The sequence below is a fragment of the Duganella sp. 3397 genome (assembly GCF_031456625.1).
Lineage (GTDB): Bacteria > Pseudomonadota > Gammaproteobacteria > Burkholderiales > Burkholderiaceae_D > Rugamonas > Rugamonas phyllosphaerae.
Window position 1 is genome coordinate 451,113 of the sequence record NZ_JAVDVB010000001.1, and the last position, 18,724, is coordinate 469,836.

Sequence of the window (18,724 nt, forward strand, 5' to 3'; positions counted from 1 at the left end):
GGCTTTTTTTTGCCCGGAGATCCCCATGCGTTTGCCCCTGCCGTTTTCCCTGCGCCGCGTAGCCGCCGCGCTGGCGCTTGGCGCCCTGCTGTCGCCTGCGTTTGCCGTGCCCGTGATGGACATGCGCGCCGAAGATTTTTTGCCGCTGGCCGCCGACCTCAAGCAGCAACTCAAGCTCAACACCAACCAGCAGACACTGTGGCAGCAAACCGAAAGTCGCACCCGCGCCCTGCTGCGTGAGCGCAAGTCGCGCCGTGAACGCCTGCAAGCGGCGGCGCAGACCGCTGCGCAAACGCCCGGCGTGGAACTGCGCGACGTCGCCCGCGCGGTGGAAGCGGAAAGCGCCACGTCCTCTGCCGAAGAAAAGCAACTGCGCGAATGGTGGCTGATGGTCAACGACGCGCTGGACGAAACCCAGCGCGGCATCGTCGCCCAGCAAGTAAACGAACACCTGCTGCGGGTGCCCGACAACGGCGGCCCCGGCCCCGGCCGCAGCGAACGCCGCGAGGAGGGCAGCGAGCATCGCGGCGGCGGCCGCAAGGGTGGTGGCCAGGGCGGCATGGGTATCGGCGTCGGTGCCGGCGGCGCCAGCATGAGCTTGCCCGGCGGCGGGTGACCCACCCCCTTTGTACCGCTCGCTGTGTATCGTAAAGTAACTGAGCGGTAACATACGTCCTGTGGCGTTAGAATATTCGCGCAGCAACCCGGCGCTGCCCATGCAGCGGCCGGGTTCGCTTTCGGATGTGACGACCTAAAGGACATGTAGTGAAAAAATATATGCTGAGCACCCTGGCACTGAGCCTGGTCACCGCCTTTGCCGGCGCTGCCGACACCCCGGCGCCTGCCGCCGCATCTTCCGGCATCGAGCTGAAAAACATGGACACCAGCGTGCGTCCGCAAGACGATTTTTACGCTTACCAGAATGGCAGCTGGGTCAAGAACACCGAGATCCCGGGTGACCGCGCACGCTGGGGCTCGTTCATCCAGCTGCAGGAAAACACCTTGCCGCAGCTGCGCGCGATCATCGAGGCGGCCGAGAACGACAAGACCCGCAAGGCCGGCAGCAATGCGCAAAAGCTCGGCGACCTGTACGCCGGCTACATGGACGAGCAAAAACTGGATACGCTCGGCATCAAGCCGCTGGCCGGTGAACTGAACCGCATCCGCGGCGTCAAGGATAAAAAGGCGTTCCCGATGCTGATCGCCCACCTGGACCAGATCGGCGTGACCGTGCCGTACAGCGTGTATGTACGCCAGGATGCGCGCGAATCGACCAGGTATGCGGTCGGTATTTCGCAAAGCGGCCTGGGCTTGCCGGACCGCGATTACTACCTGAAAAAAGACGACGCCAAGCTGGCCGCCATCCTGGTCAAGTACGAAGCGCACGTGGCAAAAATCCTGCAACTGGCCGGCGCGCAAAATCCGCAGGCCAGCGCCAAGGCCATCGTTGCGCTGGAAACCGCGCTGGCCGAAGCGCAGTGGACCAAGGTGCAAAACCGCGACCCGGTCAAGCGCTACAACAAGGTACCGTTTGCCAAGCTGGCCGAACTGGCGCCAGGCTACGACTGGAACCACGCGCTGGCGTCGTCGGGCGTGGGCAGCAAGACCGATTACGCCATCGTCAACCAGCCGAGCTTCCTGACCGGCTACGCCGCCGTGCTGGAACAGACCGACCTGGCCACCTGGAAAGCATATTTTGAATGGCAGCTGCTGCGCAGCGCGTCGCCTTATCTGTCCAAACCGTTTGCCGATGCCGACTTCGATTTCTACAGCACCGCGCTGACCGGCGTCACCGCCAAGCAGGACCGCTGGAAACGCGGCGTGGGCCTGGTGGAACGCGCGCTCGGTGAGGCGCTGGGCCAGGCCTACGTGGCGCAGCAGTTCCCGCCCGAGCGCAAGGCCCGCATGGACGCCATGGTGCAAAACCTGATGGCGGCCTATAAAACCAGCATCGACGGCCTGGACTGGATGGGCCCGGAAACCAAGCGCGAAGCGCAGGATAAACTTTCGAAGTTCCGTCCCAAGATCGGCTATCCGAGCAAGTGGCGCGACTACTCGTCGCTGGTGATCGTCAAGGGCGACCTGGTGGGCAATGTATTGCGCGCCTCGAGCTTTGCCCACCAGCGCATGGTCAATAAACTCGGCAAACCGATCGACCGCGAAGAATGGAGCATGACGCCGCAAACCATCAACGCCTATTACAGCTCGACGATGAACGAGATCGTGTTCCCGGCGGCGATCCTGCAACCGCCGTTCTTCGACGTGAACGCCGACGATGCCGTCAACTACGGCGCCATCGGCGCGGTGATCGGCCACGAAATCAGTCACGGTTTCGATGACGGCGGCAGCCAGGCCGACGGCGACGGCAACCTGCGCGACTGGTGGACTGCCGCCGACCGCGCCAACTTCAAGGCCAAGGCCGATGCGCTGGTCAAACAGTACAACGGCTATAGCCCGTTGCCCGGCTACCACGTCAACGGCGCGCTGACCCTGGGCGAAAACATCGCCGATAACAGCGGCGCGGCGATCGCCTTCAAGGCCTATAAATTGTCGCTCGGCGGCAAACCGGCGCCGGTGATCGACGGCTTTACCGGCGAGCAGCGCTTCTACCAGGGCTGGGCGCAAATCTGGCGCGCCAAGGCGCGCGAGGCGCAGCAAATCCTGATGATCAAGACCGACTCGCACTCGCCCGGCGAATTCCGCGCCAACGGCACCGTGGTCAACCAGCCCGGCTTCTACGAAGCGTTCGGCGTCAAGCCGGGCGACAAGATGTACGTGGCGCCGCAAGAGCGCGTCATCATCTGGTAAACGTGGTAAACCATTTCCGGCAGCCCAGCGGCCTGTCGCATACCGCTTGCCGGGCATGGTGTTTTTGTATATAACTGCATGGCTGGCCAAGTGCAGACTTGGCCTTTTTGTATTCTTCATTCCAAAGGACTTTCTGTGAAACGTCATCTCGTAAGTGCACTGATGCTGAGCCTGATCGCAGGCCTGGCAGGCGCTGCGGACAACACCACCAGTGTGACTCCAGCCAGCACCCAGCAAGCCAAAGCGCCGACCTCCGGCATCGCCGTCGAATACATCGATCCGGCCGTGCGCGTCCAGGACGACCTGTTTACTCACATGAACGGCAAGTGGCTGGCCACGACTGAAATCCCGGCCGACAAGGCCAGCTGGGGCAGCTTTGCCAAGCTGCGCGACGACATCCAGCCACAGCTGCGCACCATTATCGAAAACGCCGCCAACAGCAAGGACAAGGCGGCCGGCACCGATACCCAGCGTATCGGCGACTTCTACGCCAGCTTCATGGACGAAGCCAGGCTCGAGCAACTGGGCGTGGCCCCGCTCAAGGGCGAGTTCGCCCGCATCGCTGCGCTGAAAGACAAGAAGCAGCTGCCGGCCCTGGTCGCCCACTTCAACAAGATCGGCGTGAGTGCCCCTTACGGCTTTGCCATCCACCAGGACAACAAGGATTCGACCAAGTACGTGGCCGACCTGTACCAGGACGGCCTGGGCCTGCCGGACCGCGACTACTACCTGAAAGCGGACGACAAGAAACTGGCCGACACCCTGGCCAAGTACGAGCAGCACATGGCCAAGATGCTGACCCTGGCCGGCGACAACAACGGACCGGCAAGCGCGCGCGCAGTGGTGGACTTCGAAAAGCAACTGGCCAAGCTGCAATGGACCAAGGTCGAATTGCGCGACCCGATCAAGGCCTATAACAAGGTCGACGTCGCCAAGCTGAACACCATGGCGCCAGGCTACGACTGGAAAACCTACCTGGCCGACGCCGGTATCGGTGGCAAGGTCAACTATGTGATCGTCAGCCAGCCCAGCTACTTCAAGGGCATGACCGCGCTGCTGAACAAGACCCCGGTCGAGACCTTGCAAGCCTACTTCCGGTTCCATACCGTGCACGCATTCGCACCGTACCTGAACAAGTCGATCGTCGATGAAAACTTCGCCTTCTATGGCACCGTACTGAGCGGCGTGACCGAGCAGCAGCCGCGCTGGAAACGCGGCGTGTCCGTGTCGGAAGGCGCGCTGGGCGAAGCCGTGGGCAAGCTGTACGTCGCCGAGCAATTCCCGGCCGACCGCAAGGCGCGCATGGAAAAGCTGGTGAACAACCTGCTGGCGTCGTACAAGACCAGCATCGACACCCTCGACTGGATGAGCCCGGTCACCAAGAAGCAGGCGCAAGCCAAGCTGGCCAAGTTCACCACCAAGATCGGCTACCCGAACAAGTGGCGCGACTACTCGGCGCTGACCGTGTCGAAAGACGACCTGGTGGGCAACGTGATGCGTTCGCACGAGTTCGAGTACAACAAGGAAATCAATAAGCTCGGTAAACCGATCGACCGCGACGAGTGGGGCATGACGCCGCAAACCGTCAACGCTTACTACAATCCGGAAATGAACGAGATCGTGTTCCCGGCCGCCATCCTGCAAGCGCCGTTCTTTGACGCTGCCGCCGACGACGCGGTCAATTACGGCGCCATCGGCGGCGTGATCGGCCACGAAATCAGCCACGGCTTCGACGACCAGGGCGCCCAGTATGACGGCGACGGCAACTTGCGCGACTGGTGGACCAAGGCCGACCACAAGAACTTCGCTGCCAAGACCAAGATGCTGGTCGAGCAGTACAACCAGTTCAGCCCGCTGCCTGGCTACCACGTCAATGGCGAACTGACCCTGGGCGAGAACATCGCCGACAACAGCGGCATCGCGATCGCCTACAAGGCCTATAAATTGTCGTTGAACGGCAAGGAGGCCCCGGTGATCGACGGCCTGACCGGCGACCAGCGCTTCTACATGGGCTTTGCCCAGGTATGGCGCATGAAGATGCGTGAAGCGGCGCAGATCCAGCAGATCAAGACCGATCCGCACTCGCCAGGCCAGTTCCGCGCCAACGGCCCGATGCGCAACCAGCCGGGCTTCTACGACGCCTTCGGCGTCAAGCCGGGCGACAAGATGTACCTGGCGCCGAAAGACCGCGTGATCATGTGGTAAGCAGGTAGTGTGATGTCACGGGCGGCGTTGGCGACAACGCCGCTTTTTTTATGCCCGAAACGGTAAAACCGTCATTCCCGCGCAGGCCGGAATCCAATTGCTGTCCAACGTACTGTAAACTACCGCATCGTTCTCACACCGGAAGCCGAACCCATGCGTATGCGTGCCTTACTCCCCCTGACCGCCATGCTCGCCCTGAGCGCCTGCGGCGACTCCTACAAGCCGGTCGACGTCTACATGGCCGCCACGCCCGAGTGCAAGGCCTGGCAGGAAGGCTCGCGCTTCGACCTGCCGCGCGGCATCAGCGTCTCGACCACACCACCGGTCACGCTGGAGGGCGGCGGCGCCGAGTTCACGTTTGTTTATTTCGTACCGCGCGGCCAGCGCGCCCGTTTCCTCTCGCGCGAGTACCACGTCACCGCGCCGCGTGGCCCGCTGATCGCCAAGGCCGAGCTGGTCACGTTCTACCAGCGCGCCATCAACTCGCGCGCCGAGATCGTCGACGTCATCCCCAAGGTCCCCGACATGCTGGTCGCCGGCGCCACCGCCGACGAGACCATCTGGCGCGTGCGCCTGCGCGTCAAAGACAAGCTGCCCGAACGCTTCGACGTGGTGCCGCCAGCGTTTGAAATCGCGCTGACCGAATACCCGATGCGCACGTTTACGTACCGCTACTTCCCCGAGCGCAAGGCCTACGGCCTCTGCCGCTAACTCCGACTTCGGGGTCAGTGCCGACATTCGGACACGGACTGAGCCTCGTAGCTGTTGGGCTTGTGTCTGAATGTCGGCACTGACCCTAAAGTGGGGAGCTGAAGCGGAGCGTAAAAAAACCGGTCGCGATGGACCGGTTTTTTTTATGCGCCGACTGGTTTATTTAGCGGGTTCGGCCGGGGTTTCGGCGGCGGCTGGGGCAGCCGGCACTTCAGGTTCCTTGAACTTGGCGCCCGACTGGTTGGCCATGAAGACCACCGCGCGCGCCACTTCGACGTCGTCGAGATCGGGGTTGCCGCCCTTGGCCGGCATGGCGCGCAAGCCTTCGATGGCGTGCTTGACCAGGGTGTCGTAGCCCGCGGCGATGCGGGCCGACCAGCTGGCGGCGTCGCCCACCTTGGGGGCGCCTGCCACGCCGGCGCCGTGGCAGGCTGCGCAGGTGGAATTGTAGATGGCGTCGCCCGCTTGCAGCACCTTGGGCGCGTTCACGTCCTTGAAGGTAAAGCCGGTGTCGGCCACCGGCGCGATGCGGGTGGCGATTTCTTCGGGGGCCTGGCTGTTGGAGCCGGCGCCGGTCAGCTTGTCGGCGGTCACGTACTGGACCAGCAGGATGATGCCGATCACCGTCACCAGGAAGAAGCCGACCACGGCTCCCACCAGTTGCTTGGGCGTTTTAATGATGGATTCGTTGTGTGCGTCGCTCATGATGTCCTTGAAGTCTGTGCCGGGTTGCGTGCCAAATTACCGATCGAGCTGCCTTGCAAAACCTTTATCAAACTGCCGATTATAGGCTCAAAAATCGGCGCAGGGAAACTTCAACATGGTTAAAACGACACGCGCCGATGGACGTACGCCAATAAAACCGGTATCCTACGGCACACCTTCAAGGTTCCCCCCGCGCGGCTGTAGCTCAGTGGATAGAGTATTGGCCTCCGAAGCCAAGGGTCGCTGGTTCGATTCCAGCCAGCCGCACCAGAATTTCCCGTAAAATCAACCGCTTGCGTAAGTCTTGCAAGTCTCTCCAAGTTTCTTTGATCTGGTTTTCATCATGGCATGCCTGTGCCAAAACGCCTGAGCCGCTGCTGCAGTCGGTGCTCTGTCACGACCGTGCGCCATGTTATCGCCTTTGTTTTCTTCAGCAATGGCCGGCTACAGCAACTTTCATGGCCTTATGAGCAGAAAATTTTCCGAGCTTTTTGATTTGAATCAAAAGCCCTGAATATAGTGGACTGGACAGTGAGACCGTGCAGGAGAATTTCATGTGGCCCGTCGTAGGCCGGTAGAGGAGGGCGCGCAAAATCCGAGCTAACCCGGTGCTGGCGGTGCCAGCGGATCGCTACCGGTTCCGGATGCAAACCGCTGGCAGAACAACGATTACTTCGCCTGCGCCGCTTCTTCGATCAGGCTGGCCACGGCAGCCGGGTGCGAGGTCATCACCACGTGCGAGGCGCCTGGCACTGCGACGGTTTTTTTCGACTGCGCCCGCTCGGCCATGAATTTCAGTGCCGCGGCCGGGATGTTCTTGTCGCCAGTACCGTAGATGAAGTACGACGGCAGCTGCTTCCAGGCCGGGGCGCCGGCCGCTTCGGTCAGGGCCGCTTCGGCGATCGGGCGCTGGCCGAAGGCCATCAGCGCGGCCTGGGCCTTGGGCACGTCGGCGGCGAACTGCTGGTGAAACTTGTCCTGCTGGATGTAGAAGTCCTTGCCGCCACTGGTCAACACCACCGGTTCGGCCAGGGCCTGGCCCAGCGTGCCGCCGGGATAGCGACCAGACAGTTCAAGCGCGGTTTCGCCCTGGTCCGGGGCAAACGCGGCCACGTACACCAGGCTTTTCACGTTGGGGTTGCCGTTGGCGGCGGTGGAGATGACGGCGCCGCCGTACGAGTGGCCCACCAGCACCACCGGTCCCTTGACGCTCTTGACGATATTGGCCACCACTTCGGCATCGCCCTTGACGCTGCGCAGCGGGTTGGCAGCACCGATCACCGGGTAGCCGTCGGCCCGCAACTTGGCGGCCACACCATTCCAGCTGCCGGCGTCGGCAAACGCGCCGTGGACCAGGATGACGGTCGGCTTGGCTATGGCCGGCGCGGCCATCACAGCAGCAGGGGCAGCGACGGTGGCGGCAGCGATCGACAGGGCGAGGGCGATGGTGTTGGCAGCTTTCATGATCATTCCTTTATGGTAGTTGGCTATTAAATAGTGAGCTATATATTTGATCGGATTTCGGAGAGTTGCAGCGCAGCTTGCTGACCTCGCTCGCTTTGCTTGCCTACTCTCCATGTAAAAAATTATATATAGTGCGCTATTTAATAGCAAGATATTTAAATAATTATTTTTGCATGGTGTTGCTGGCCTCGGTCAGTACCAGGCGCGCCTGTAGGCCGCCTTCCGCATGATTGTTCAACTCCAGTGTGGCGGGCAGGGTGGTGGCCAGTTGCCTGGCGATCGCCAGGCCCAGGCCGGTGCCACCGGTATCGCGGTTGCGCGAGGTTTCCAGCCGGTAGAACGGTTCGAATACCTTGTCCAGTTGCTGATCAGGGATGCCGGCGCCGAAGTCGCGCACAATGATGGCAACCCCGCCCCCGCCCCCGTCGCTGGCCACCGTCAGCGCCACCGGTCCCGCATATTTCAAGCCGTTATCGACCAGGTTGTTCAGTATTCTTTTGAGCGCCTGCGGGCGCGTGGTGACCGCGCAGTTGGCGCGTCCGGCCAAGGTGACGTCCTGCCCGCTGTCGCGATAATCCTGCACCACGCTCTCGAGCAGCGAGTCGAGGTCGAGCCGGCACGGCAGTTCGGCGGCGCCGTGCAGTGTGCGCGCGTACGCGATGCCGTCGCGTACCAGGGTTTGCATTTCCGCCAGGTCGCGGTTCATCTTGTCGCGCTGCACCGGGTCGTCGAGCATGTCGGCGCGCATGCGCATGCGCGTGATCGGCGTTTGCAGGTCGTGCGAAATGGCCGCCAGGATGTGCGTGCGCTCGGTCATATAACCGCCGATGCGCGCCTGCATGGCATTGAATGCGCGCGCCGCCTGCGCTACCTCCAGCGGGCCGTCTTCGGGCAGGTGGTCGGTGTTGAGGTCAGGCCCGAGCCGGTTCGAGGCGGCCGCCAGCCGCGCCAGCGGGCGCGTAGCCAGCCGCACCGCGTACCAGGTGCAAGCGCCCAGCAACGCCAGCTGCACGGCCAGCACGGCCGGCAGCCACGGCGAGATCGGCAAGCTCGATGGCCGCAAGTCGATGGTGACCGGCTTGCCGTCGCCGAGCTGCACCTGCGCCTGCACCCGGTCCTCATGGCCGGGCACCGCGTAGGCGTGCACCGGGTAGGCCTTGCCGATCGCGGTTTCAAATACGTCGGCGATGCGCTGCGACAGCGCGCTGTCGGGCTTGTGGCCGGGGTCGCCTTCACGTAATTCGAAACGGTAGCTGCGCCGGTCAAGCCGCGCCAGCCATTGTGGCCGCTCATTGGCGGGCAGGCGGTCGAGCAGCGCCACCGAACTGGCCACGTCGCGCTCCAGGTAGCCCATCATCAGGCCGAACGCCGCTTCGTCGCGTTCGCTCACGATGAATACATACGTCAGCCCCTGCGCCAGCGCCAGCCCGGCCAGCAGAATCAGCGTGATGCGCAGAAACATGGTGCGCGGCCAGCGCAGCAGGCTCATGGGTTTGCATCCGCGTCCACTGCTGCCGAGAAGATGTAGCCCTCGCTGCGCAGCGTCTTGATGTAGCGCGGTTCGCGGGCGTCGTCGGCCAGGCGCTGGCGCAGGCGGCTTACCAGCAGGTCGATCGAGCGGTCGAACGAATCGGCGTCGCGGCCCTGGGTGAGGTTGAGCAGCTGGTCGCGCGTAAGCACGCGCTGCGGGTAATCGAGAAACACCCGCAGCAGGCGGTACTCGGCGCCGCTGAGCGCCACCATGGTGCCGTCGGCACTGAGCAGGTGGCGGCCAATGGTGTCGAGCTTCCAGTCGCCGAACGCCAGGAACTGGCCCGGCTCCTGCTCGGCCTGCATGCGCGGCGGCAGCATGCGCGCGCGCCGCAGCACCGAGCGGATCCGGGCCAGCAGTTCGCGCACCGCAAACGGCTTGGTCAGGTAATCGTCGGCGCCCATTTCCAGGCCGACGATGCGGTCGGTTTCCTCGTCGCGCGCGGTAAGCATCAGCACCGGCACCGCGCGCCATTTGCCCGCGCGCAGGTCGCGGCACAGCGTCAGGCCGTCTTCGCCAGGCAGCATCAGGTCCAGCACGATCAGGTCGATCTGGTGTTCGTCCAGCGCGCTGCGCATCTGGCGACCGTTGGCCACTGCCGTGGCGCGCATGCCGTTTTTTTCCAGGTAGGCCGCCAGCAGTTCGCGGATCTCGCGATCGTCGTCGACGATCAGGATGTGGTCGATAGTTTCCATGCCGCGATCTTACCGCAGGGCGTAGCCAATTTGTTTCACAGTGTATCTGCCCGCCGCGCAGACACACGGGCATGCAAAAAGGCCGCTGGCCGACACAGGCCAGATACGCTGGCGCGGTCAAATACGGTCTTCCAAACGGAGGACTCATGACTGAATCGATCGACGCCGCACTGGCGCTCACTGGCGGCGTACTGACCATCGCCTCGCCGTGCGTGCTGCCCATCCTGCCCATCGTACTGGGCGCCACCCTCAACCAGGGCAGCCGCAGCCGTCCGTTGCTGATCGTGGCCGGCTTCGTGCTGGCGTTTGCGGGACTGGGGATGCTGCTGGCCGGCGCGTCGCGCCACCTCGTCACGGCGCACGAAACGGTGCGCCAGCTCGGCATTGCCATCCTGCTGCTGGCCGGCCTGGCCATGTTGTGGCGCGCACCCTATGCCTGGCTGCTGCGCCATATCACCGGGCTATTGCCGGACAGCAGACCGCATGACCGCACCGGCGCCATCGGCGCGCTGCTGCTGGGCATGTCGCTGGGCGCGGTCTGGACCCCGTGCGCCGGTCTGGTGCTCGCCTCGATCCTGGTGCTGGTGGCCACCGCGCCGGATGTGACCTGGTCGGCCACCTTGCTGCTGCTGTATGCATGCGGTGCCGCCATCCCCATGCTGGCGATCGCCTACGGCGGGCGCTGGGCACGCAGCCGCATCGCGGTCGTGGCGCGCTATACCGACCGCCTGCAGCAGGGCTTCGGCGTGCTGATCGTGGCTACTGCCTTGCTGTTTCATTTCCAGTACGACGCCTTGCTGTATGCCCGCCTTGCCAACCTCGTTTCCCCTTGAAAGGATTTACCGTGCGCTATCTCCTCAACCTCGTGCCTGCCCTCGTACTCGCCGCTGCTGCGCTGTCCGCCACTGGCGCCCACGCCGCGCCGGTGCCGCCGCAGCCCGCTCCTGCGTTGGCCGGCATCGACCGCTGGCTCAACTCGCCCCCGCTGTCGATCGCGCAGCTGCGCGGCAAGGTGGTGCTGGTCGATTTCTGGACCTACACCTGCATCCACTGCATCCGCACGCTGCCGCATGTGCAGGCCTGGCACGCGCGGTACCGCGACCAGGGACTGGTCGTGGTCGGCGTGCACACGCCCGAGTACCCGGTCGAGCGGTCCACCGCCAACGTGCAGGCTGCCATCACGCGCTTCGGCATCACTTACCCGGTGGCGCAGGACAACGGCTACCAGACCTGGCAGGCCTATAACAACCGCTATTGGCCGGCGGTGTACCTGGTCAACAAGCGCGGCCAGATCGTTTATCAACATTTCGGCGAGGGCGCCTATGCAGAAACCGAGAAGACCATCCGCGCGCTGCTGGCCGAACCTGGTTGAGCGCTCGCCTCAACCGCCCAATTTACTCACCCAAGGAAAAATCATGAATGCTCTGCTGAAAACCGCTGTCACCGCCATCGCCGCCGCCTGCTTCGCCAGCGCCGCCGCCCCGGCCCCCGCCCTGGCGCAAGCGCCTGACCACGATCACGGTCACAGTCACGCTGCGGCGCTGCCAGCGCCCGCTTTTGACGCTCAAGGCATCGCCCGGACCGAGACCGTGCGCCAGGCATTCGACAGCACGCGCCAGGCGATCCAGGTGCGGGTGGACTTCCGTCCCGGCGCGTCATTCCCCAAGCACTCGCACCCGGGCGTGGAAATCGCCTACGTGCTCAGCGGGGAGATCGAATACGAGATGGGCGGCAAGATCATCCGCCTGCGCGCGGGCCAGTCGCTATACATTCCTGCCGGCGCCGTGCACTCGGCGAAAAATATCGGCACCGGCGTCACATCCGAGCTGGCCACGTACCTGGTGGAGAAGGACCAGCCGATCGTCATCCTCGACCAGTGAATGTGGGGCGGTGACCAATCGGCCACACAATTGTGAAGTTTCTGTGAAGAATCATTCGCAATTGTTCGTGCGGTCTTGTTGTGCGCGGTCGCGCGTGGCTAAATATACCGATGGTTAAAATCGGTATTACCGCTCGTCTGTTTTTGTCGCTGTTGATTGTCAGCCTGCTCACGGCGGTTGGCGTCGGCTTCGGCACGCGCTGGAGTTTTCAGCGCGGCTTCCAGGGCTACCTGAACGAGGTCGAATCGCGCCGCATGGAGGCCATGGCCGAAGAACTGGCCCAGGCCTACCAGGAACATGGCGGCAACTGGCAGTTCATGCGCGGCAACCGCGCCGCCTGGGAACGCACCACCGGCGCCATCGGCCGCGAACGCGCCACCGCGCCACGCGACAGCAACGATACCGATGCCGGCGGCAACTCGATCTATTACGCCGTGCCCGACAAGGCGCCGCGCCGGCTCGGCCTGTTCGACATGCAGGGCAACCACCTGGCCGGCAACCTGCAAACGGGACCGTCCTTGCGCTACCAGCCGGTGCTGGTCGAGGGCGTGCCGGTCGCCACCCTGGTCGGCGCGCCGCTGCGCGGCTTGCAGGAGGAAGCGGAGCAAGGCTTTCTGTTGCAGCAGCAGCGCGACAGCGTGCTGATCGGCCTGGCCACGCTGGTGCTGGCCGCCCTGGCCGCCTTGCTGCTGGCGCGCAGCTTCGTCGCGCCCACGCGGCGCCTGATCCATGCCGCGTCCAAGGTGGCCGCTGGCGACTACGCGGTGCGGGTGCCGCGCGGCCAGCGCGACGAGCTGGGCACGCTGGCGCACAACTTCAACATCATGGCCGCCACCCTCGAGAGCAACGAGGTGCTGCGCCGCCATTTCATGGCCGACCTGTCGCACGAGTTGCGCACGCCCTTGTCCGTGCTGCAGGCCCAGCTGGAAGCGATGGAAGACGGCATCGAACCTACCAACACCGCCAGCGTGGTGTTGCTGCAGGACGAAGTGGCCACGCTGACCCGGCTGGTCGACGACATGCGCCAGATTACCCTGTCCGAAGTGGGTGCTTTTGGTTACCAGCGCGAGCCGCTCGACCTGGGCGGCCTGCTCGAGAGCGAACTGACCAAATGGCGCGAGCCGCTGGCGCACGCCGGCATGACCGTCCAGGCAGGGATGCTGCCGCACCTGATGGTGGAGGGTGACACGATCCGCCTGCGCCAGCTGCTGCGCAACCTGTTCAACAACGCGCTGCGCCACGCCGACGGCGCGACCGAACTGCGCATTGCGCTGCACGTACTGCGCCAGCAGGCGCTGCTCACCATCACCGACAACGGCCACGGCGTCTCCGACGCTGCGCTGCCGATGCTGTTCGAACGCTTCTGGCGCGGCGACACGGCCCGTACCCGCGCCACCGGCGGCAGCGGTTTGGGGCTATCGATCTGCCGCAGCATCGTCACCGCCCACGGCGGCGACATCACCGCGACGCACGCCACGCCGGGCGGCCTGTGCATCACCATCGCGCTGCCGCTGGCGGAGAAGCAACCATGAGCGCCCAGCACGTGCTGGTGGTCGAAGACGAGCTGCGCCTGGCGCGGCTGCTGGTCAGCTACTTGCAGGCGGCCGGCTACCGCGCGACGGCCCAGCACGACGGCCTGGCGGTACAGGCCACGGTGGCCGCCGGCGACGTCGACCTGATCCTGCTCGACTGGATGTTGCCCGGCATTGACGGCTTGACCTTGTGCCGCGCGCTGCGGGCGTCGAGCGACATCCCGATCATCATGATGACCGCGCGCGCCCAGGAGGAGGACCGCCTGGACGGCCTCGACGGCGGCGCCGACGATTACATCTGCAAGCCCTTCAGCCCGCGCGAAGTGGTGGCCCGCGTGCGCGCGGTGCTGCGCCGCCGTCCCGCTGGTAGCCCCAAGCCGGGCTTGCAGATCGACGAGCAGGGCGTGCGCGCCTTTTGGCACGGCGCCGAGCTGCCGCTCACGCCGGTGGAATTCCGCCTGCTCAAAATGTTGCGCGACGCGCCCGGTAGAGCCATGTCACGCGATGACTTGCGCAGCGGCGTGTACGAGGACCGGCGCATCGTGCATGACCGCACGATCGACACGCACGTAAAAAACCTGCGCCGCAAGCTGGAGGAAGCTGGCCTGGCTGAAGCGATTTCAGCCGTCTACGGGGTCGGTTATCGGTGGGAGGCGCGCAGTGCGTCGCCCGTCATTTACAACTAGGAGAAAGCAAATGTCTGACGACACCCAGTCGCGGTCGCGGCGTAGTCTGATCAAGAGCATGGTATTCATCCCGATGGGGGTGGCCGGTGCTGCCGGCGCCGTGCGCGCGCTGCAACCGGCGCACGCGGCCGATGCCAACGCGCCGGAAGGCAAGCCGAACGACTACATCCCGTCGTTCTTCAACGCCAATGAATGGAAGTTCCTGGGCGCCGCAGTCGACCGCCTGATCCCGCACGACGAACACGGCCCCGGCGCCATCGAATCGGGCGTGCTCGAATTTCTCGACCGCCACATGCAAACCCCGTACGCGGCAGGCGACATCTGGTACATGCAGGGCCCGTACCTGAAGGCCGCGCCCGAGTTCGGCTACCAGGGCAAGCTGGCGCTGCGCGACATTATCCGCGTGGGCATCAGGGCATTCGACGGTTACGTTACCAGCCAGAACCCGGGCAAGGTATTCGGCGACCTGGACAAGAAGGCGCAGGAAGACTTGCTGAAAGCTGCTGAAAAGGGCGAGCTCAAGTTCGAGGATATCTCGTCCAAGCTGTTCTTCTCCAACCTGCTGACCGAAGTGCGCAACGGCTATTTTGCCGACCCCAAGCACGGCGGCAACAAGAACATGGGCGCCTGGAAAATGATCGGCTACCCCGGCATGCGCGCCGATTACCTCGACTGGGTCGAAGTGCGCGACAAGCCGTATCCGATAGGTCCGGTGGACCTCTCCGGCCGTCGGGCTTAGTTGCGTGGGAATACAAGGAAAAACATGAGCATCGTAAAAAACAAAGTAGACGCCGTCATCGTCGGCGCCGGCTGGACCGGCGCCATCATGGCCAAGGAACTCACCGATGCCGGCCTGTCGGTCGTCATCCTCGAACGCGGTCCGGACCGCGATACGCAACCGGACTTCGCCTACCCGCGCGTGGTCGATGAGCTCGAGGGCTCGGTCCACCGCAAGTACCTGCAATCGCTGGCCAAGGAAACCGTCACTGCCCGCCACAGCGTCAATGATGTTGCCGTGCCGTATCGCCAGATGGGTTCGTTCAAGCCCGGCACCGGTGTCGGCGGCGCCGGTTCGCACTGGTCGGGCGCGCACTTCCGCGCCTTGCCCGAAGACTTCACCGTGCGCAGCAATCTCGAGCAGCGCTATGGCAAGAAATTCATCCCCGCCAACATGACGGTGCAGGATTTCCCGGTCAGCTACGACGAGCTGGAACCGCACTTCGAGCACTTCGAATACGTGTGCGGCACGTCCGGCAAGGCCGGTATGCTCAACGGCCAGGTCAGCGAAGGGGGCAACCCGTTCGAAGGCTCGCGCAAGAAAGAGTATCCGCTGGGACCGAACCCCAACTATCTGGGCGCCGAGTGGTTTTATAAAGCAGCCAAGGAGAAGGGCTACCACGCGTTCCCGATCCCGGCATCGAACGCCTCTGGCGTATACACCAATCCGTACGGCTGCCAGATGGGTCCGTGCAACGCCTGCGGTTTCTGCTCCGATTACGGCTGCCTCAATTATTCGAAAGCCAGCCCGAACATCTGCATCTTCCCGGTCCTCAAAGGGCGCAAGAATTTCGAAATGCGCACGCTGGCGCAAGTGCTGAAAGTGAACCTCACCGGCGACAAGAAAAAAGCTACCGGCGTGACCTACCTCGACGCCCAGGGCCGCGAGACCGAACAGCCGGCCGACCTGGTGCTGCTGTGCGCTTTCTCGCTGTTCAATGTGCACATGATGCTGGTGTCGGGCATCGGCAAGCCGTACGATCCGGCTACCAGGACCGGCACCGTGGGCCGCAACTACTCGTACCAGAACCTCAACCGCGTGGTGATGTTCTACGACCAGAGCGTGCATGCCAACGGCTTCATCGGCATCGGCGGCGGCGGCGCCACGTTCGACGATTTGAACGGCAACCGCAACGACAGCGCCAAGACCGGCTACATCGGCGGCGGCATCATCTGGGCGCGCCAGCCGGGCGCCGGTCCGGTGCGCGGCATCCAGACCGAGCCGGGCGTACCGAACTGGGGCAGCGCCTGGAAAAAGGGCGTCAAGGATTCGTTCCTGCATTCGTTCTACTACGAGGTGCAAGGCTCGTGCATGTCGTACGACGATGCCTACCTCGATCTCGACCCGACCTACAAGGACGCCTTCGGCCGTCCGCTGCTGCGCATGACCTTCGACTGGCACGATAACGAAATCAAGGCGTCGCAATACCTGGTGGAAAAAGCCACCGACATGTGCAAGGTGCTGGGCCCGAAAGCGATGAAGGGCGACGCCAAGAAAGACGGCTCGCACTACAACATCACCCAGTACCAGTCCACCCACACGTGCGGCGGCGCCATCATGGGCAGCGATCCGAAGACGTCGGCGCTGAACCGTTATTTGCAGTCGTGGGACGTGTCGAACGTGTTTGCGCCTGGCGCCAACGCCTTCCCGCAAAACAACGGCTACAACCCGACCGGCATGGTCGGCGCGTTGACGTACTGGGCCGCCACGGCCATCCGCGAGCTGTATTTGAAGAACCCCGGCCCGCTGGTCCAGGCTTAAGGAGTGCGCATGAACACTGTGAAAAAAGTTTTAATCGCTGCCGTCGGCCTGGCCGTGATCGGCGTGGGCGGCGCGTATATGTACGCCTCGCAAGCGACGCCGACCAGGAACATCGGTCCCGGCGCCGTCAATCTGGCCGCGCCAAGCGCCCAGCTGATCGAGAAGGGCAAGTACATCGCCACCGCCGGCGACTGTATCGCCTGCCACACGGCGCCCGACGGCAAGCAGTTTGCCGGCGGCCTGTCGATGGCCACCCCGATTGGCGCCTTGTACAGCACCAACATCACGCCCGACAAGGCGACCGGCATCGGCAACTACAGCCTCGACGATTTCGACCGCGCGGTGCGCCACGGCATCACGCCCAACGGCGGCACGCTGTATCCGGCCATGCCGTATCCGTCCTACGCCAAGATCAGCGACGACGACCTGCGTGCGCTGTACGCGTACTTCATGCACGGCGTGGCGCCGGTAGCGAACGCCAACCGCGCCAGCGACATCCGCTGGCCGCTGTCGCTGAACTTCCCGCTGGCAATCTGGCGCAAGATGTACGCGCCGCCGGTAGCACCCTTGGTGCTGAACAAGTACGAGAGCGCGATGCTGGCGCGCGGCGCCTACCTGGTGCAGGGCCTCGGTCACTGCGGCGCTTGCCACACGCCGCGCGCCTCGACCATGCAGGAGCTGGCGCAGGACGAATCGAGCCCGGCGTACCTGTCCGGCGGTCCGGTGATCGATGGCTGGCTGGCGGTCAACCTGCGTAGCAATCCCGCTGGCGGCCTCGGTCGCTGGAGCGAGCAGGACATCGTCGATACGCTGTCGAAAGCGCGCAACGACCACTCGGCCGTGGTGGGCACGCCGATGGCGGAAGTGGTGTCGCACAGCACCCAGCACATGACCAAAGAGGACTTGACGGCCATGGCCGCCTACCTGAAGTCGTTGTCGGCGGGACCGGCTGAAAAGGCGGCGTACAAGGAGAGCAACGTCACCGCCTTGGCACTGAAGTCTGGCCGTGAAGACGGCCGTGGCGCCCAGTTGTACCTCGACAACTGCGCGGCCTGCCACCGCACCGACGCCAAATCGAACGGCAAGGTATTCCCTGCGCTGGCCGGCAACCCGAGCGTGCTGTCGGACGATGCGACGTCGCTGATCAAGTTGATCCTGGAAGGCAGTACGCTGCCGTCAACCCAGGCCGCGCCATCGAACCTGGGCATGCCGGGCTTTGCCTGGCGCCTGTCGGACGAGGAGACCGCGCAACTGGTCACCTTCGTGCGCCAGAACTGGGGTAACCAGGCGTCGGCGGTCAGTGCGGGCGAGGTGGCCAGGCTGCGCAAGCAGATCAAGGCCGAGCCTGTCGCTGCCGCGCATTAAGCGCTAGCGGGGCTGGTCCTTGCTGCTGCCCGGGCAGCATGCGGACCAGCACCTGGTCCTTGCGCACCAGGTGGTGGAACAGCGCTGCCACCACGTGCAGCACCACCACCACCCACGCCACCCATTTGCCCACGACATGGTGGACCATGTCCACCGGCGCTTCGAATCCTTCCCAGGTCAGGCCGAACGTCGCCGTCATCCAGTGGAACAAGCCGGTATCGCGAAACGACGGCACGCTGAACAGGCCGAAGTCAGTCGCCATGCTGGTGCCGACATAGCCGGTCAGCGGCATCACGATCAGCAGCGCATACAAGCCCCAGTGCGCCAGGCGCGCGAGCTGGTGCTCGAGCTTTGATCCCGGCGCATCGTCGGGCTGCACATCGAGCAGTTTCCACAGCAGGCGCGGCAGCACCAGCGCGCCGACCAGGATGCCCAGCATCCAGTGCACATTGAGCACGACCAGGCTTTCCGGCTGCTCGTCATCCATGAACCAGATCACGTAATAGACCACGATGTACGCGCCGATGAAGGCAGCCGCGCTGGTCCAGTGGAACAACTTGGCGAGCGCGCCAAAGCGGTGGGGTGTGCCTTGCCATTGCATGG

General features: G+C 64.0%; 17 protein-coding genes and 1 tRNA gene. 13 read left to right on the forward strand and 5 right to left on the reverse strand.

Annotated elements, in window-relative coordinates; all coding sequences use genetic code 11:
- Positions 1 to 25 precede the first annotated feature (25 nt).
- The 4 genes from J2X54_RS01900 (at position 26) to J2X54_RS01915 (ending at position 5,724) form a co-directional block, all read left to right on the forward strand.
- Entirely contained in the window at positions 26 to 616 is a 591-nt protein-coding gene (locus J2X54_RS01900) for a hypothetical protein (protein ID WP_310177124.1), read from the forward strand.
- A gap of 161 nt (positions 617 to 777) precedes the next feature.
- A complete protein-coding gene (locus tag J2X54_RS01905; RefSeq protein WP_310177127.1) occupies positions 778 to 2,808 on the forward strand; it encodes a M13-type metalloendopeptidase in 2,031 nt (676 codons plus the stop codon).
- A 162-nt stretch (positions 2,809 to 2,970) separates the two neighbouring features.
- Positions 2,971 to 5,013, forward strand: coding sequence for a M13-type metalloendopeptidase (locus J2X54_RS01910; protein ID WP_310177130.1), 2,043 nt, complete (start codon positions 2,971 to 2,973; stop codon positions 5,011 to 5,013).
- A 159-nt stretch (positions 5,014 to 5,172) separates the two neighbouring features.
- The gene (locus J2X54_RS01915; RefSeq protein ID WP_310177132.1) at positions 5,173 to 5,724 is read left to right on the forward strand and encodes a hypothetical protein; all 552 of its coding nucleotides are present in this window, start codon (positions 5,173 to 5,175) and stop codon (positions 5,722 to 5,724) included.
- Positions 5,725 to 5,883: 159 nt separating this feature from the next.
- On the opposite strand, the gene J2X54_RS01920 is transcribed toward J2X54_RS01915, so the two are convergent.
- Positions 5,884 to 6,429, reverse strand: a complete 546-nt coding sequence (locus J2X54_RS01920) for a cytochrome c5 family protein (RefSeq protein WP_070251511.1) — start codon at positions 6,427 to 6,429, stop codon at positions 5,884 to 5,886.
- Positions 6,430 to 6,623: 194 nt separating this feature from the next.
- Between J2X54_RS01920 and J2X54_RS01925 the strand changes: the two genes are divergently transcribed.
- A tRNA-Arg gene (locus J2X54_RS01925) sits at positions 6,624 to 6,699 on the forward strand.
- Between the two features lie 399 nt (positions 6,700 to 7,098).
- On the opposite strand, the gene J2X54_RS01930 is transcribed toward J2X54_RS01925, so the two are convergent.
- The 3 genes from J2X54_RS01930 to J2X54_RS01940 all read right to left on the reverse strand — a co-directional run bounded on the left by J2X54_RS01930 (position 7,099) and on the right by J2X54_RS01940 (position 10,119).
- Positions 7,099 to 7,893, reverse strand: coding sequence for an alpha/beta hydrolase (locus J2X54_RS01930; RefSeq protein WP_310177134.1), 795 nt, complete (start codon positions 7,891 to 7,893; stop codon positions 7,099 to 7,101).
- 163 nt (positions 7,894 to 8,056) lie between these two features.
- A complete protein-coding gene (locus tag J2X54_RS01935) occupies positions 8,057 to 9,382 on the reverse strand; it encodes an ATP-binding protein (protein ID WP_310177136.1) in 1,326 nt (441 codons plus the stop codon).
- Positions 9,379 to 10,119, reverse strand: a complete 741-nt coding sequence (locus tag J2X54_RS01940) for a response regulator (RefSeq protein WP_310177139.1) — start codon at positions 10,117 to 10,119, stop codon at positions 9,379 to 9,381. The genes J2X54_RS01935 and J2X54_RS01940 overlap by 4 nt, the downstream gene beginning before the upstream one ends.
- A gap of 146 nt (positions 10,120 to 10,265) precedes the next feature.
- Here J2X54_RS01940 and J2X54_RS01945 point away from each other — a divergent pair, with 146 nt between their 5' ends.
- The 8 genes from J2X54_RS01945 to J2X54_RS01980 all read left to right on the forward strand — a co-directional run bounded on the left by J2X54_RS01945 (position 10,266) and on the right by J2X54_RS01980 (position 18,121).
- Positions 10,266 to 10,952: a cytochrome c biogenesis CcdA family protein gene (locus J2X54_RS01945; RefSeq protein WP_310177141.1), complete on the forward strand. Its 687-nt coding sequence runs from the start codon at positions 10,266 to 10,268 to the stop codon at positions 10,950 to 10,952.
- 11 nt (positions 10,953 to 10,963) lie between these two features.
- Complete coding sequence (locus J2X54_RS01950; protein ID WP_310177142.1) at positions 10,964 to 11,491, forward strand: thioredoxin family protein; 528 nt, start codon at positions 10,964 to 10,966, stop codon at positions 11,489 to 11,491.
- 43 nt (positions 11,492 to 11,534) lie between these two features.
- Positions 11,535 to 11,999 carry a cupin domain-containing protein gene (locus J2X54_RS01955; RefSeq protein WP_310177144.1) on the forward strand — a complete coding sequence of 155 codons (465 nt, stop codon included), beginning with the start codon at positions 11,535 to 11,537 and terminating at the stop codon, positions 11,997 to 11,999.
- A 110-nt stretch (positions 12,000 to 12,109) separates the two neighbouring features.
- A complete protein-coding gene (locus J2X54_RS01960) occupies positions 12,110 to 13,531 on the forward strand; it encodes an ATP-binding protein (protein ID WP_310177146.1) in 1,422 nt (473 codons plus the stop codon).
- Positions 13,528 to 14,217 carry a response regulator gene (locus J2X54_RS01965; RefSeq protein ID WP_310177148.1) on the forward strand — a complete coding sequence of 230 codons (690 nt, stop codon included), beginning with the start codon at positions 13,528 to 13,530 and terminating at the stop codon, positions 14,215 to 14,217. Before J2X54_RS01960 ends, J2X54_RS01965 begins: the two co-directional genes overlap by 4 nt.
- Before the next feature lie 10 nt (positions 14,218 to 14,227).
- On the forward strand, positions 14,228 to 14,956 hold the full coding sequence (locus tag J2X54_RS01970; RefSeq protein ID WP_310177150.1) for a gluconate 2-dehydrogenase subunit 3 family protein: 729 nt from the start codon (positions 14,228 to 14,230) through the stop codon (positions 14,954 to 14,956).
- Between the two features lie 24 nt (positions 14,957 to 14,980).
- Positions 14,981 to 16,756, forward strand: coding sequence for a GMC family oxidoreductase (locus tag J2X54_RS01975; RefSeq protein WP_070251500.1), 1,776 nt, complete (start codon positions 14,981 to 14,983; stop codon positions 16,754 to 16,756).
- Positions 16,757 to 16,765: 9 nt separating this feature from the next.
- Positions 16,766 to 18,121, forward strand: a complete 1,356-nt coding sequence (locus J2X54_RS01980) for a cytochrome c (RefSeq protein WP_071651686.1) — start codon at positions 16,766 to 16,768, stop codon at positions 18,119 to 18,121.
- Here J2X54_RS01980 and J2X54_RS01985 read toward each other — a convergent pair.
- Positions 18,090 to 18,722 carry a cytochrome b/b6 domain-containing protein gene (locus J2X54_RS01985; RefSeq protein WP_310177154.1) on the reverse strand — a complete coding sequence of 211 codons (633 nt, stop codon included), beginning with the start codon at positions 18,720 to 18,722 and terminating at the stop codon, positions 18,090 to 18,092. The two genes, J2X54_RS01980 and J2X54_RS01985, sit on opposite strands and share 32 nt — an antisense overlap.
- Between the last annotated feature and the right edge of the window lie 2 nt (positions 18,723 to 18,724).

Excerpts from the sequence above, each read along its gene's own strand:
- J2X54_RS01900 (WP_310177124.1), top strand. The coding sequence starts at position 26 with ATGCGTTTGCCCCTGCCGTTTTCCCTGCGCCGCGTAGCCGCCGCGCTG.
- J2X54_RS01905 (WP_310177127.1), top strand. The coding sequence starts at position 778 with ATGCTGAGCACCCTGGCACTGAGCCTGGTCACCGCCTTTGCCGGCGCT.
- J2X54_RS01910 (WP_310177130.1), top strand. The coding sequence starts at position 2,971 with ATGCTGAGCCTGATCGCAGGCCTGGCAGGCGCTGCGGACAACACCACC.
- J2X54_RS01915 (WP_310177132.1), top strand. The coding sequence starts at position 5,173 with ATGCGTGCCTTACTCCCCCTGACCGCCATGCTCGCCCTGAGCGCCTGC.
- J2X54_RS01920 (WP_070251511.1), bottom strand. The coding sequence starts at position 6,429 with ATGAGCGACGCACACAACGAATCCATCATTAAAACGCCCAAGCAACTG.
- J2X54_RS01930 (WP_310177134.1), bottom strand. The coding sequence starts at position 7,893 with ATGAAAGCTGCCAACACCATCGCCCTCGCCCTGTCGATCGCTGCCGCC.
- J2X54_RS01935 (WP_310177136.1), bottom strand. The coding sequence starts at position 9,382 with ATGAGCCTGCTGCGCTGGCCGCGCACCATGTTTCTGCGCATCACGCTG.
- J2X54_RS01940 (WP_310177139.1), bottom strand. The coding sequence starts at position 10,119 with ATGGAAACTATCGACCACATCCTGATCGTCGACGACGATCGCGAGATC.
- J2X54_RS01945 (WP_310177141.1), top strand. The coding sequence starts at position 10,266 with ATGACTGAATCGATCGACGCCGCACTGGCGCTCACTGGCGGCGTACTG.
- J2X54_RS01955 (WP_310177144.1), top strand. The coding sequence starts at position 11,535 with ATGAATGCTCTGCTGAAAACCGCTGTCACCGCCATCGCCGCCGCCTGC.
- J2X54_RS01960 (WP_310177146.1), top strand. The coding sequence starts at position 12,110 with ATGGTTAAAATCGGTATTACCGCTCGTCTGTTTTTGTCGCTGTTGATT.
- J2X54_RS01965 (WP_310177148.1), top strand. The coding sequence starts at position 13,528 with ATGAGCGCCCAGCACGTGCTGGTGGTCGAAGACGAGCTGCGCCTGGCG.
- J2X54_RS01970 (WP_310177150.1), top strand. The coding sequence starts at position 14,228 with ATGTCTGACGACACCCAGTCGCGGTCGCGGCGTAGTCTGATCAAGAGC.
- J2X54_RS01975 (WP_070251500.1), top strand. The coding sequence starts at position 14,981 with ATGAGCATCGTAAAAAACAAAGTAGACGCCGTCATCGTCGGCGCCGGC.
- J2X54_RS01980 (WP_071651686.1), top strand. The coding sequence starts at position 16,766 with ATGAACACTGTGAAAAAAGTTTTAATCGCTGCCGTCGGCCTGGCCGTG.
- J2X54_RS01985 (WP_310177154.1), bottom strand. The coding sequence starts at position 18,722 with ATGCAATGGCAAGGCACACCCCACCGCTTTGGCGCGCTCGCCAAGTTG.